Raw genomic sequence first — 13,592 nt, forward strand, 5'->3', positions numbered from 1 at the left:
GACGATCTCCGCTTCTGGCACGGCCGCGCGATGGCCCTGGCTAAGGAAACCGACCAGTGAAGCTCTCTCTCATCCTGCAGGCGGTGGACCGGTGGTCGAAGCCTGTCCGCAAGATGAAGGGCGACGCCAGGGATCTGGCGAGGAACGGGCTCGACGCCGCCGCCAAGTCGGCGACACGGCTGGACCGGGCGATCGACCGCATGGTCCTTGGCGGCAGTGGCCGGCTTGATCGCCTGGCGCGGAGCATCCGCCGCACGGCCGGGCCGCTCGGGATGAAGGCGTTGGAGCGGTCGGCCTATGGCGCGGGCCATGCGATCGGCTGGACGACGCGCAAGCTGGGCGGGCTGCTCGCCTCCACGGCCAAATGGGCCGCTGTCGGCGCAAGCACGGCCGCTGGGGCGGCGAGTGGCTTCTTCCTCTCCGGCATCATCGGGAAGGGCGCTGATTTCGAGCAGTACCAAGTACAGCTCGAAGGTTTGCTCGGCACGGAGAAGAAGGCGCGCGCTGCGATGAACTGGGTGCGCAAGTTCGCCAGGGACACACCCTATGAGGTTGACCAGGTCACCGCGGCGTTCGTCCGTGCGAAGGGGCTTGGAATCGACGCAATGAGCGGCTCGCTCCGCAAGATGGGCGATGCGGCATCCGGATCCAACAAGGAGCTGATGTCTGCCGTCGAAGCCGTCGGCGATGCAATGCAGTTCGAATTCGAACGGCTGAAAGAATTCAACATCACGACGGCCGTCGCCGGCGATCGCGTTACCTTCAAGTATCTCAAGCGAGACGGGACGAGCGCTGCCCGCGCCATCCGGAAGGACATGGCTGAAGTCCGGGATGCGGTGCTCGAAATCTTCGACGAGAAATATGGCGGAGGGATGATCCGCCAGTCGCGCACGCTGAAGGGCATCTGGGCAAACATCACCGACATGATCGGCGGCTTCCAGCTCGACACCGCCGATGCCGGCTTTCTGAGCGTGGTGAAGGGCGAGCTTAAGTCCATCCTCGATTCGCTCAACGCGGCCGAGAAGGATGGCCGTCTCGCTCGCTGGGCGAAATCACTTTCGGATTATCTCACCGACATCACCCGCAAGGCGGCAAAGTTCGTCAGGGAGACCGATTGGGGCCGTGTCGCCAGTGACATCGGCTCCATCGTCTCAGCGCTCGCGCGGGTGGTCGAGTGGATCGGCAAGGCCGAAGCGGCGAAGCGCCGGTTTGACCGGTTCGAGGCGACGGCCCAGGCGCACAGCCCATTCCCTTGGGTCCGCAGCAGCGGGCGTGAACGCTTGAGGCGCCTCGACGAAGCGGACGCGATCGCTGCCGGCCGGCCCTTGCCGGGCGGCCGCATCGTCCCAGGCCGGGCGCCGATCCGCCCCGGCGCGCGTCCGCTCGATCGAACGTGGCCGCGTGTCCCACCGGCGACCAACTGGCCGCGGTCCGTGCAACCCGAGAATTGGCCCCGCCCGGTGAAGACCAGCAATCGCGTCGATGTCGGCGGGCGCATCGACATTCATCTCAAAGGCGACGGCGCGCGCGGCGCGCGGGTTACCCAGCTTTCGGCCAACGACCGGCGGGTGCCGATCACCGCCTCGCTCGGCCGCGCGATGGACGGTGACGCGTGAGCTGGCGCGACGAATTTCGGCCGGGCAGCTTTCGCGGCGTCCCGTTCGTCACCGCCGAGCATGAGCTGCGCGGCGGGCGGCGGGTGCAGACGCACGAGTTCCCCGGCCGCGACAAGCCGTTCGGCGAAGACCTTGGGAAGCTGGCGCGGACCTTCACGATCGAGGTGTTCGTCCACGGCGCCGACTATCGCCAGGCGCGCGACCGGCTGGTCGACGCGCTGGAGGCGGCGGGCGCCGGCACGCTGGTCCACCCCTTCCTCGGCAGCCAGTCGGTCAACTGCGTCGATTTCGGCATGCGAGAGAGCACCGATCAGGGCGGCATGGCGACCTTCTCGATCGTCTTCGCCGAGTCGGGCGCGGCGATCTCCGCACCGGTCGCGCCCGACACCGCGACGCGCGCCGCCAGTTCGGCCGAGACGGTCGCGGCGGCCGCGCCGGTGACGTTCGCCCAGCGCTTCGACGTGTCGGCCATGCCCGCCTTCGTCGAGGACGCGGCGACCAGGCTGGTGCGCGACACCGCCGCCGTCGCGGCGATCGCCGGGGGTTTGCAGGGCGGCGCCGGCCCGGCGCTGCACGCATTCGACGCGGGGCTCAGGCTGCTGCCTGACAGCGCCCAGGCGCTGGTGCGATCTCCCCTGGCCCTGGGCCAGGCGGTCCTGGGGATGATCCATGCGCTGGGCGCGATCGGCACCCGCCCGCTGGCGAGGATCGCCGCGATCGCCAGCCTGATCGGGCTCGGCGACGGCCGCGACGCGCCATCGGTGCTGACCCCGGCACGGATCCGCGAGCGCGACAATGCGACCGCCTGGCACGAGCTGGTCGACCAGATCGCCAGCGCCGAGCTGGTCAAGGCCGTCGCCGCCGCGCCGCTTTCCAGCCACGCGGACGCCGAGGCGCTGCGCGACCAGGTGTCCGATCTCCTCGAGGAGCGCATCCTGGTCGCGGCCGACGCCGGCGATGAGGATGCGGCGGCGTGCTACGAGCTGCTGCACCGCGCGATGGTCGCCGACATCACCCGGCGCGGCGGCACGCTGGCCCGCGTCCACGGCTTCACCCCCGCGCGCACCGAGCCCTGGCTGGTGATCGCGCAGCGGCTCTACGGCCACGGCGCGACGCTGGAGCCGCGCGCCGCCGACCTGGTCGCGCGCAATCGGCTGCGCCACCCCGCCTTCGTGCCGGGCGGGATGCCGATCGAGGTGATCGCCAATGGCTGAAGACAACGTCACCCTGGCGATCGGCGGCGAGCTGCACGAGGGCTGGACCAGCTGCTCGGTTTCGCGCGGGATCGATGCGATGGTCGGCAGCTTCTCGGTCACCCTCGCGACGCGCTGGGCCGACCGGCCCGAGCGATTCGCGCTGGAGGCGGGCGCCGCCTGCGAGGTGCGCGTCGGTGGCGAGACGCTGATCACCGGCTGGATCGACCGGCTGTCGCCCGCCTTTGACGCGCGCGATCATCGCATCACGATCAGCGGGCGCGACAAGGCGTGCGACCTGGTCGACTGCTCGGCGATCGCGAAGCCGGGCAGCTGGTCGAACATCGCGCTGGAGGCGCTCGCCGCCGAGCTGGCGCGGCCGTTCGGCGTCTCGGTACGCGCGACGGCGCCGACCGGCGCGCCGATCCGCCGCTTCGCGCTCCAGCAGGGCGAGACCGTCCAGGCGGCGATCGAGCGGCTGGCGCGCTATCGCGGGCTGCTCGCCGTCTCGGCGGCGGACGGGACGGTCGAGCTGATCACCCCGGCGATCGCCGGCGCCCCGGTCGCGCGCCTCGCGGAGGGCGACAACATCAAGGTCGGCGCGGCCGACCACGATGTGAGCGAGCGGTTCAGCGAGTATCTGGCCAAGGGCCAGGCATCGGGCGACGATTTCGCCAACGGCCGCACCGTCGCCTCGCCATCGGCCACCGCAACCGATCCTGGCGTGCGCCGTCACCGCCCGCTGATCGTCATCGGCGAAGACCAGTCCGACGCGGCCGGGTTGCAGCAGCGCGCGCGCTGGGAGGCGACCTCGCGCGCAGGCCGCGCCCAGCCGGCGACGGTGACCGTCCAGGGCTGGCGGCGGCCGGACGGGCGGCTATGGGCGCCGAACGCCATCGTCGACCTGCAGTCGCCGTCTCTGTTCATGCGCGGCGCAATGCTGATCGAGCGCGTCGACCTGACCAAGGGCGATGCCGGGACGGAGGCGGTGCTGGCGCTGGTGCCGCCCGCGGCGTGGAGCCAGCTGGCGGTGCCCGAGGAGGCGCGCGCGTCGCGCGTCGGCGCGGCATGACCGCGCTGATGCAGCGCATCCGCGGCATGCTCGCCCGCGCGATCATCGGCCCGATCGACGACAATAGCGGCATCCAGTCGGCCCAGGTCGACCTGCTCGCCGACGAGACGCAGGACGGGGTGGAGCATTTCCAGGCCTACGGGTTCACCAGCGTGCCGCATCCCGAAGCCGAGGCGCTGGTCGCCTTTGTCGGCGGCACACGCAGCCACGCCATCATCGTCGCGAGCGGCGATCGCCGCTACCGGCTGCGCGGCCTGGCCACCGGCGATGTCGCGATCCACGACGACCAGGACCAGTACGTCCTGCTCGGACGGGGCGGCATCGCGATCTCGACCGGCAAGACGCTGACGATCGACGCACAGGCGGTGACGGTCACCTGCGACACCGCGACGATCGAGGCCGACACGGTCAACCTGGGCGGCGAAGGCGGCCAGCCGGTGGCGCGCGTCGGCGACATGGTCAACCTCGCCACCGGCGAGATCGTCAGCGGGTCCGACACGGTGGCGGCAGTATGAGCGGCCGGATCGACTGGGAGAAACGCGCCCTGCGCGCCGAAGACCAGCTCGTCGGGGCCAAGGTGCTCGCCCGCAAGATGTGGCGCACGCTGAAGGCGCGGACCGGCTGGGAGGCCGAGGCGATGTTCAAGCTGCAGGCGCTGAAGCTGCTCGACGCGACCTACGACGCCGCCGAAGCGGTTTGGGAACAGCACCGCATCTACGTCGAGCCGTGCCGCCGCATCCTGACCGACCAGGGCGAGATGTATCTCGGCCATTGGCCCGACGGCACCACGCGCAACCTCACCCGCGCGCAGCTGCTGATGATGGGCGGCCAGCCGATGGAGGAAGCGGCGTGAGGGCGGTGCGACCGAAGGCGCGCCGGACCACCGGCTATCGCACCGTTCAGATGCACGATCTGGCGGCGGCCGGGCGGCTGTTTCGCGAGGCGGGGTTCGTCGCCAGCGAGGACGATCCGATCAGCGCGGTCGCCGGCTTCAATCCCGCCGGTCGACCGGTCCGCGTCGAGGCGATGTGGGACGGCGGTTGGCGCGCCACGCTGTGGCTGCGCAAGGACGGCGGCCATACCTTGCGCATGGCGATCCGGCTTGTCTCGGAGCCTCGCCGATGACCGACATCGCCCTGATCTGGGATGCCGAGCCCGGCGCGGCCGACGTCGCGCTCGAAGGTGGCCGGCTGGTCACCGACGACGGGCTGCGCACCGCGATCCTGATCTCGCTGTTCAGCGACGCGCGCGCCCAGGACGACGATCCGCTGCCGCAGCCCGGCGCCGATCGGCGCGGCTGGTGGGGCGACGCGTTCGGCACGGAGGGCGATGCGACCGGCTCGCGCCTGTGGCTGCTGTCGCGCGAGAAGATCACCGCGGCGACCGTCGCCCGCGCCCGCGAATACGCGCGCGAGGCGCTCGCCTGGCTCACAGCGGACGGCGTGTGCAGCGCCTATGCGATCGAGGCCGAGGCGCAGGCGCCCGATATCCTCGCGATCGGCGTCGTGCTCGATCGACCCGAGGGGCCGGCGCGCCAGCGCTACGATTTCACCTGGAACGCCAGCACCGGAGCCGTCGCTTGACCTTCGCCCGCCCGACCCTGTCCGACCTGATCGAACGCGCGCGCACCGATCTGGAGGCGCGGCTGCCCGGCGCCGACGCGCGCCTGCGCCGGTCGGTGCTCGACGTGCTGGCGCGGGTCAACGCCGGCGGGCTGGCGGGCGTGTACGCCTATCTCGACTTCCTCGCGCTCCAGCTGATGCCCGACACGGCGGAGGCCGAGTATCTCGATCGCTGGGCGTCGATTTGGGGCGTGGCGCGCAAGGCGGCCGCCAGCGCCGCGGGCGCGGTGACGGTCACCGGCCTGGTCGGCGCGATCGTGCCCCAGGGCGCCGAGCTGGCGCGGGTCGACGGCGCGCTCTACCGCACCACCGAGCGCATCGTGCTCGCCGGCGTCAGCGCGCAGGTGGCGGTCGAGGCGGTCGAGGCAGGCGCGGCCGGGGTGGTCGAAGCCGGCAAGACGCTCACATTCCGCTCGCCGGTCGCGGCCGTAAGCGCCGTGGTGACCGCCGCGGCGGGCCTGGTCGGCGGGGCCGACCAGGAGACCGACACCGAGCTGCTCGCCCGCCTGCTCGCCCGCATCCGCAAGCCGCCCAACGGGGGATCGCGTTCGGACTATGTCGCCTGGGCGCTGGAGCTGCCCGGCGTCACCCGCGCCTGGTCCTACGCCAACTGGACCGGCCCAGGCACGGTCGGCCTCGCCTTCGTGTTCGACGGCCGCGAGAACATCTTTCCCCTGCAGGCCGATCTCGACGCGATGGCGGCGCATATCGAGCCGCTGCGGCCGGTCACGGCCACGCCGGTGATCTTCGCACCCGAGCCTTGGCCGATTTCGTTCCTGATCACCGCGACGCCCGACAACGTCGAGGTGCGCGCCGCGATCGAGGCGGAGCTGCGCGACCTGTTCGCCCGCGAGGCCGAACCCGGCGGAACGATGCTGGTGAGCCACGAACGCGAGGCGATCAGCCTCGCCGCGGGTGAGCACGATCATGTGCTGCGCTCGCCCGCGAGCAACCAGGAAGCGCCCCCTGGCGCCATGCCGACGATTGACGGGATCGCCTGGCAATGAACCGGGACGCGGCGGCCTATCATGACATGCTGCTGGCGCTGCTGCCGCCGGGCGCCGCCTGGCCGCGCGATCCCGGCTCGCGCCTCGGCCGGCTACTGGGCGCCGAGGCGGACGGCCTCGCGCGCGCCGACATTCGCTCGCTTGCCCTGGTCGAGGAGGCCGATCCGCGCACGGCGCTGGAGCTGCTGCCCGACTGGGAGCGCGTCGCCGGCCTGCCCGACGCGTGCGCCGGCGCGCCGGATGCGATCAGCGAGCGGCAGATCGCGCTGCACGCCAAGATCGCCGAGCGCGGCGGCCAGTCGATCCCGTTCTTCACCGAGATCGCGGCGCGCCTGGGCTATTATGTCGAGATCACCGAGTTCACCTCGCTCGATGCGGGCTTTCTCGCCGGCGACGATGCCAATGGCGAGGACTGGCGGCACACATGGCGCGTCGAGATATTCATCGGCGCGGACGATTATCGCGCAGGCTTCGCCGAGTTCTGCGCCGGATCGAGCGCGGGCGATCGGCTGATCGGCTTCGGCGCGCTCGATCTCGAATGCCTCATTCAGCGGGCGGCGCCCGCCCACACTATCGTGCTCTTCGCCTACCACGTCGAGCCGACCCCCGAATTTTACCACAGTTTCATTTGAGCGGAGCGAGCGGGAAATGCACAAGATCGACGGCCCCGGCAGCGTCAACGGCGCGTTCAGCGAGGGCAATCCGGCGCAGGGGCAACGCGCCACCAAGGTCACCGCCGATTGGCTCAACGACATCCAGGACAACGTCCTGCACGTCCTGACAGAGGCGGGTGTCGACCCCACGAAGGGGCGCGCGGCCGACCTGCTGGATGCCATCGATCAGCGCATCATCAATGTTGGTGGCGGCACCGGCGAGGGTGTTCCGACGGCTCGCACCATCTCGGCGTCCGGCCTCGCCACCGGCGGAGGCGATCTCACCGCTGACCGCACGATCACCGTGCCCAAGGCGAGCCCCGCCGAGGTGGCCGCAGGGACCGACGACACCAAGGCGATCACGCCGCTGGCGCTGGCCGAGTCGATCTCGGGAACGCTGACCAGCGAGGGCAGCGCCGAGATGCCGGGCGGCCTGATCATCAAATGGGGCGGGGTGCGCGGCAATTATTCGCAGGGCCCGGTCTACAAGCAGTTCCTCGCGGACGGCCAGGCGTCGCCGTTTCCCAACGCCTGCCTTCGGGTGACCGCCACCAGCGTCAACAGCAGCTCGGTCGGCAACAAGGACATCGGCGCGCAGATCGTCGACTATGACGCTGCGGGCGTGACAATCTACATGCAAGACCCCGGCACCGCGCTCAATACGATCAACGGCTTCGATTACATCGCGATCGGCTGGTGATGGAGCTTCCCCCTGCCTGAAAATGGAGGGGGGACGGCGTGCGTCAACACGCCAAACCGCGCGCTGGCGGCGCGCACCTCGCCCGGCGCGCGCCGGGTTCGATCCCCTCGCGCGTGAGCGGAGGAGTGACGCCGGCGCGCGAGCTGATTATCAGCGGTCGATGAAGGAGACGGACATGCAGTTCATCGTCGACCGCTCTCGCCAGCTCGGCCGCACCTACGGCCGGGAACTTGAAGCTACCGCCGTCGACATCCGGTCGGAGGTCACGCGCCGCAGGGCCGAAGCGTTGGTGCGGGAGGAGATCGCCGGGCCGGTACGCCCGATGACTGAGCGTCTGGCGGCGCTGCGCGAGGCCGATCTCAGACGCCTTCGCGGCGAATGAGTGCTCTAGATTGTGGTGTCCAAGACTCCAGAAAGCCGTGTCGCGCTTCACCCGCAAAGCGGGGGAGGGGGACCACGCGGAGCGTGGTGGAGGGGGCTGGCCGCAAACGCACCGTTCGTGGCGCTCCCCCTCCACCAGCCTGCGGCTGGTCCCGCTCCCCGTGCCGGGGAGGTATCAGAACACCACCATCGCCGCATGCACCGCCAGCGCGATCAGCGCCAGCGTCGCCAGGCTGAAGATCGCGAAGCGCACCAGCACGCGGTTCGACAGCACCTGCACCAGGCTATGCAGCACGCGCAGCCCCACATAGGCCCAGGCGATCGTCGCATTCAGCCCGTCGCCCTGGCCGGTGATCGCCAGCACCAGCGCGACCGCGTAGAACAGCGTCGGCTGCTCCATCAGATGGTTGTAGTTGTCCGCCGGCCATTGCGATCGCGGCTCGATCCGCGCGCGCAGGTCGGCGCCGCTGCCGCCGACCAGGTTCCAGGTATCGATCCGTGCGCGCCTCATCGCGGGCAGGCGCGTGGCGTAGATCCACACCCACATCACCAGCGACCAGCAGATCAGCGCCACCACCGGCGCCAGAATCGCGCTGTGCGTATCCATCCGAATATCCTCCCGCCCTAGAAGCCGGGAGCCTGCGACATTCGGTTCGCTCGTGCAACGGCGCCTCGAACCGGCGCTTGCCGCTTGCGCGCCCGGCAAATCCTGTCATCAGGCCGTCACAAATCTGCAACCTGCCGCATCATCCGGGGAATCAGTCATCCGCCAAATCGCCGCCCTGCCTTATCGCACCGAAGGGACCGCGATCGATGCGCCGGTTCGTATCCTGCTGGTAACGTCGCGCGAAACGCGCCGCTGGGTGATTCCCAAGGGCAACGCGGCGCCAGGCGTCGCACTCCATAACGCGGCGGCATTGGAGGCGGAGGAGGAGGCCGGGGTATGCGGCGCGGTTTGCCCGACCCCGCTCGGCTCCTATCGCTACCGCAAGCGGCGCGGCAACGGCGCGTCGCTGATGATCGACGTCGAGGTATTCCCGCTGGCGGTCAGTCAGGAGCTCGATCACTGGAAGGAACAGGATCAGCGCGAGCGGCGCTGGTTCACGCTCGCCGATGCGGCGGACGCGGTCGAGGAGAGCGATCTGCGGGATCTGATCCGTTCGTTCGGCGCGTCGGAATTCAAGGCGGCGACGCGGCGTACGGGAATGCTCGGCGCGGTCGCGAACACATCAGGGGTTGGTAGCATGTTTGCCTGGTTTCAACGCCTTCTGCCGAAGACCGGCAATTTCTTCGAGCTGTTCGAAGCGCATGCGGTGACCGTCGTCGCCGCGGCCGATGCGCTGGCCCGGCTACTGCAGGGCGGCCCGGCGGCGCGCGACCATATCCGCGAGGTGATCGAGCGCGAGCATGATGCGGACAACATCATCCGCGAGGTGCTGCAGACCGTCCGCAAGACCTTCCTCACGCCGTTCGACCGCGGCGCGATCACCAGCCTGATCGGCGCGATGGACGATGCGGTCGACGAGATGCAGGCGGCGGTCAACGCCATCGATCTCTACGAGGTCACCGAGTTCGACCAAGAGATGCGCGACATGACCGCGATCATCGTCGATGGCGCGCGCCTGACCGCCGAGGCCATGCCGCTGCTGCGCGATGTGGCGCGCAATGGCGTGCGCCTGCACGAACTGACCGAGAGGCTGGTGCGGATGGAGGGCCATGCCGACGACATCCATGCCGCCGGGGTCAAGCGCGCCTTCAAGGAATATGGCGCGACCGACACGCTCCGCTTCATCGTCTCGCGCGAGATCTACAAGCACCTGGAACGCATCGTCGATGCGCTGGAGGATGTGGCGAACGAGATCGACGGCATCGTCATCGATCACGCCTGAGCGGAACGGGACATGCACGAACTCGCCTTCCCGCTGCTCGTCGGCCTCATCATCGTCGCGCTGGCGTTCGATTTCCTGAACGGCCTGCACGATGCCGCCAACTCGATCGCGACGGTGGTGGCGACGCGGCTGCTGCGGCCGGTGCAGGCGGTGGCATTCGCCGCCTTCTTCAACTTCGCCGCCTATTTCCTGACGATCGTCTTTCCCGAGCTGCACAAGGTCGCCGAGACGATCGGGCAGGGGCTGATCGACAAGGATCTGGTGACGCCGGCGGTCGTGTTCGGCGCGCTGATCGGCGCGATGTTCTGGAACGTCGTGACCTGGCTCAAGGGCATTCCCTCGTCGAGCAGCCATGCGCTGGTCGGCGGGCTGGTCGGCGCGGGCGTGGCGCATGCCGGCGTTTCGGGCATCCAGTGGACCGGCCTCAACAAGACGCTGATCGCGATCGTGCTCTCACCCACCCTCGGCATGCTCTTGTCGATGGCGATCATGCTGGTGACGAGCTGGCTGTTCATGCGCGCGACCGCGCGCGGCGCGGAGCGCACCTTCCGCGTCCTCCACCTGGTCTCGTCGGCCGCCTATTCGCTCAGCCACGGCCTCAACGATGCGCAGAAGACGATGGGGATCATCACCGTGCTGCTCTATTCGACGGGCTATCTGAGCGGTGAGTTCGAGGTGCCGCACTGGGTGGCGATCAGCTGCTATGTCGCGATCGCGCTCGGCACGCTGTCAGGCGGCTGGAGAATCATCGAGACGATGGGATCGCGCATCACCAAGCTTTCGCAGCACCAGGGGTTCAGCGCGTCGGCGGGCGGCTCGATCATGGTCTTCACCGCCTCGCTGATGGGCATTCCGGTGTCGACCACGCACACCATCACCGGCTGCGTCATCGGCGCCGGCACCGCCCGCCGCGCCTCGGCGGTGCGCTGGGGCGTGGCGGGCAACGTGATGGCGGCATGGGTGATCACCATCCCCGCCTCGGCGGCGGTCGGCGCGCTGTTCTACCTGCTGACGCGGCTATTCTAGCGCTTGGTGCCGAACCAGATGACGTGGCGCGGGCCCTTCCCGTTGCTGCGCGCCCGCACCACGATCTCCTCGACGGAGAAGCCGGCCTCACCTAGTCGCCGGGCGAAGGCCTGGTCGGGCCCGGCCGACCAGACCGCCAGCACGCCGCCGGATTTGAGCGCCGCCTTCGCCACCTGCAGGCCGCGCGGGGAATAGAGGCGGTCGTTCGCATCGCGCGTCAGCCCGTCCGGGCCGTTGTCGACATCGAGCAGGATCGCGTCATAGTCCTGCCGCGCCTCGGCGATGCGGGCGGCGACGTCGCCCAACACCACCCGGACGCGTGGATCGTCGAGGCATCCCGCGGTAAGCCGCGCCATGGGGCCACGCGCCCATTCGATGATATCGGGCACCAGCTCCGCCACGGTGATGCGGGCGTCCGGACCGATCGCGCCCAGCGCGGCGCGCAAGGTGAAGCCCATGCCGTAGCCGCCGATCAGGATATGCGGCGCCGGGCGGTTGCCGAGCCGCGTGCAGGTCATCGTCGCTAGCGCCTCTTCCGAACCGCTCATCCGGCTGTTCATCAGCTCGTTGCGGTCGAGCACGATCATGTGGTCGTCGCCCCGGCGGAACAGCCTGAGCGGCTCCCCGCCCGGAACTTCGGCGGTGGCGAGAAGCTCGCGCGCGATCATCTCAGTTGAACGGCAGGTCGAGCGCCTCGGCCACCGCCCTGTGGCGAATTTTGCCGCCCGAGACGTTGAGCCCCTCGGCGAGGTGCCGGTCCGCCGCCATCGCTTTTTCCGCGCCCAGATTGGCGAGGCGCAGGGCGAAGGGCAGGGTGGCGTTGTTGAGCGCGAAGGTGCTGGTCCGCGCGACCGCGCCCGGCATGTTGGCGACGCAGTAATGGATCACGCCGTCGACCTCGTAGACCGGATCGTCATGCGTCGTCGCATGGCTGGTCTCGAAGCAGCCGCCCTGATCGATCGCGATATCGACCAGCACCGATCCGCGCTTCATCGTCGGCAGCATGTCGCGCGTCACCAGCTTGGGCGCGGCGGCGCCGGGGATCAGCACCGCGCCGATCACCAGATGCGCGTTCCTCACCGCCGCCGCGATCGCCGCCTTGGAGGCATAGGCGGTCTTGATCTGGCTGGAGAAGAACATGTCGAGCTCGGCCAGGCGATCGTTGTTGATGTCGTAGATCGTCACGTCGGCGCGCATGCCGACCGCCATCTGCGCGGCGTTCACGCCCGCCACGCCGCCGCCCAGGATCGCGACCCGCGCCGGCGCCACGCCGGGGACGCCGCCCAGCAGCACGCCGCGGCCGCCCTGTTCCTTCTCCAGATAATGGGCGCCGACCTGCACCGACATGCGGCCCGCCACCTCGCTCATCGGCTTCAGCAGCGGCAGCGTGCGCGAATCGGACGTGACGGTCTCATACGCGATGCATGTCGCGCCCGACTTCATCAGCCCTTCCGCCTGCGGCTTGTCGGCGGCGAGGTGGAGATAGGTGAACAGCGTGTGGCGCGGCTCGAGCAGCGCGATCTCGCCGGCTTGCGGCTCCTTCACCTTCACGATCATGTCCGATTCGGCGAAGACCGCGCGCGCGTCGGGCACGATCCGCGCGCCCGCCTCGACATAATCCTGATCCTCGAAATCGATGCCCATGCCCGCCTGCGTCTCGACGATCACCTCATGCCCCGCGGCGACGAGCTCGGCGGCGGAAGGCGGGGTCAGGCCGACGCGGTATTCGTGGTTCTTGATCTCCTTGGGAACGCCGATTCGCATCTGGTCTCTCCTGTAACTATATTGGCGCTTCCATAGCACCGTCGCGGCGCGCTGAATTTGCAATCTGAAGCGGTGAATCGCGCTGCCACGCGTATAACTTGCAAAAATTATGCTACCCATGCAGGATTTCGGCGCATGGACCGCATCGATCGCAAGATACTCGATCTGCTCGCACGAGACTCGCGGATCACCGGCGAACGGCTGGGCAGCCTCGTCGGCCTGTCGCCGTCCGCGGCGCATCGCCGCGTGCGAACGCTCGAGCAGGCGGGGTTCATCGCCGGCTATCGTGCCATCCTCTCTCCCGAGGCGCGGGGCCGGCCGTCGACGGTGTTCGTCTCGGTCACGCTGGTCGATCAGCGCCAGGCGACGATGATGGCGTTCGAGGCCGCGCTTGCCGACACCCCCGAGGTCCGCGAGGCGCATCTGATGAGCGGCGAATCCGATTATCTGCTGAAGGTCGCGGTCCGCGCGGACGATAGCTATGAGCGCGTCCACCGGGAGATTCTGTCGGCGCTTCCGGGCGTGCACCGCCTGGTGACCCAGTTCACTATCCGCACCCTGGCGGTCGACAGCTAAGCCATCCCAAGCCAACGTTGCGGGCGCGCGGCGGGAGTGCTAGGGCGCGCACCGCATTGTCCGGGGGTCTCGCAAGGGTCATCATGACCGCAT

Annotated in this window: 17 protein-coding genes; 14 read left to right on the forward strand and 3 right to left on the reverse strand. The window is 69.4% G+C overall.

The window, feature by feature from the left end; translation table 11 throughout:
• Positions 1-56: 56 nt before the first annotated feature.
• The 11 genes from D1610_RS11700 (at position 57) to D1610_RS11750 (ending at position 8,245) form a co-directional block, all read left to right on the forward strand.
• Positions 57-1,616, forward strand: coding sequence for a tape measure protein (locus D1610_RS11700; RefSeq protein ID WP_118864373.1), 1,560 nt, complete (start codon positions 57-59; stop codon positions 1,614-1,616).
• Positions 1,613-2,830 carry a DNA circularization protein gene (locus D1610_RS11705; RefSeq protein ID WP_118864374.1) on the forward strand — a complete coding sequence of 406 codons (1,218 nt, stop codon included), beginning with the start codon at positions 1,613-1,615 and terminating at the stop codon, positions 2,828-2,830. The genes D1610_RS11700 and D1610_RS11705 overlap by 4 nt, the downstream gene beginning before the upstream one ends.
• Entirely contained in the window at positions 2,823-3,881 is a 1,059-nt protein-coding gene (locus D1610_RS11710) for a phage baseplate assembly protein (RefSeq protein ID WP_118864375.1), read from the forward strand. Before D1610_RS11705 ends, D1610_RS11710 begins: the two co-directional genes overlap by 8 nt.
• A complete protein-coding gene (locus tag D1610_RS11715; protein WP_182466804.1) occupies positions 3,878-4,396 on the forward strand; it encodes a phage baseplate assembly protein V in 519 nt (172 codons plus the stop codon). The genes D1610_RS11710 and D1610_RS11715 overlap by 4 nt, the downstream gene beginning before the upstream one ends.
• On the forward strand, positions 4,393-4,734 hold the full coding sequence (locus D1610_RS11720) for a hypothetical protein (protein ID WP_118864377.1): 342 nt from the start codon (positions 4,393-4,395) through the stop codon (positions 4,732-4,734). Before D1610_RS11715 ends, D1610_RS11720 begins: the two co-directional genes overlap by 4 nt.
• Positions 4,731-5,006, forward strand: coding sequence for a hypothetical protein (locus D1610_RS11725; RefSeq protein WP_147414326.1), 276 nt, complete (start codon positions 4,731-4,733; stop codon positions 5,004-5,006). Before D1610_RS11720 ends, D1610_RS11725 begins: the two co-directional genes overlap by 4 nt.
• Positions 5,003-5,464 (forward strand): phage GP46 family protein, encoded by a 462-nt coding sequence (locus D1610_RS11730; protein WP_118864379.1) that lies wholly within the window; start codon positions 5,003-5,005, stop codon positions 5,462-5,464. Before D1610_RS11725 ends, D1610_RS11730 begins: the two co-directional genes overlap by 4 nt.
• On the forward strand, positions 5,461-6,510 hold the full coding sequence (locus D1610_RS11735) for a baseplate J/gp47 family protein (RefSeq protein WP_118864380.1): 1,050 nt from the start codon (positions 5,461-5,463) through the stop codon (positions 6,508-6,510). Before D1610_RS11730 ends, D1610_RS11735 begins: the two co-directional genes overlap by 4 nt.
• Entirely contained in the window at positions 6,507-7,142 is a 636-nt protein-coding gene (locus D1610_RS11740; protein WP_118864381.1) for a YmfQ family protein, read from the forward strand. Before D1610_RS11735 ends, D1610_RS11740 begins: the two co-directional genes overlap by 4 nt.
• A 16-nt stretch (positions 7,143-7,158) precedes the next feature.
• Positions 7,159-7,863 (forward strand): gp53-like domain-containing protein, encoded by a 705-nt coding sequence (locus D1610_RS11745; protein WP_118864382.1) that lies wholly within the window; start codon positions 7,159-7,161, stop codon positions 7,861-7,863.
• 175 nt (positions 7,864-8,038) lie between these two features.
• Positions 8,039-8,245, forward strand: a complete 207-nt coding sequence (locus tag D1610_RS11750; RefSeq protein ID WP_147414327.1) for a hypothetical protein — start codon at positions 8,039-8,041, stop codon at positions 8,243-8,245.
• Positions 8,246-8,419: 174 nt separating this feature from the next.
• Here D1610_RS11750 and D1610_RS11755 read toward each other — a convergent pair whose 3' ends face one another.
• Complete coding sequence (locus D1610_RS11755; RefSeq protein ID WP_118864384.1) at positions 8,420-8,851, reverse strand: MAPEG family protein; 432 nt, start codon at positions 8,849-8,851, stop codon at positions 8,420-8,422.
• 175 nt (positions 8,852-9,026) lie between these two features.
• Between D1610_RS11755 and D1610_RS11760 the strand changes: the two genes are divergently transcribed.
• Complete coding sequence (locus tag D1610_RS11760) at positions 9,027-10,133, forward strand: DUF47 family protein (RefSeq protein WP_245942203.1); 1,107 nt, start codon at positions 9,027-9,029, stop codon at positions 10,131-10,133.
• A gap of 12 nt (positions 10,134-10,145) precedes the next feature.
• Entirely contained in the window at positions 10,146-11,159 is a 1,014-nt protein-coding gene (locus D1610_RS11765) for an inorganic phosphate transporter (protein WP_118864385.1), read from the forward strand.
• On the opposite strand, the gene D1610_RS11770 is transcribed toward D1610_RS11765, so the two are convergent.
• Positions 11,156-11,827, reverse strand: a complete 672-nt coding sequence (locus tag D1610_RS11770; protein WP_118864386.1) for a spermidine synthase — start codon at positions 11,825-11,827, stop codon at positions 11,156-11,158. The two genes, D1610_RS11765 and D1610_RS11770, sit on opposite strands and share 4 nt — an antisense overlap.
• A gap of 1 nt (position 11,828) precedes the next feature.
• On the reverse strand, positions 11,829-12,923 hold the full coding sequence (ald, locus tag D1610_RS11775) for an alanine dehydrogenase (protein ID WP_118864387.1): 1,095 nt from the start codon (positions 12,921-12,923) through the stop codon (positions 11,829-11,831).
• A gap of 135 nt (positions 12,924-13,058) precedes the next feature.
• Here ald and D1610_RS11780 point away from each other — a divergent pair, with 135 nt between their 5' ends.
• Positions 13,059-13,499: an Lrp/AsnC family transcriptional regulator gene (locus tag D1610_RS11780; RefSeq protein ID WP_118864388.1), complete on the forward strand. Its 441-nt coding sequence runs from the start codon at positions 13,059-13,061 to the stop codon at positions 13,497-13,499.
• Positions 13,500-13,592: the final 93 nt, after the last annotated feature.

The organism is Sphingomonas gilva (genome assembly GCF_003515075.1).
GTDB lineage: Bacteria > Pseudomonadota > Alphaproteobacteria > Sphingomonadales > Sphingomonadaceae > Sphingomonas > Sphingomonas gilva.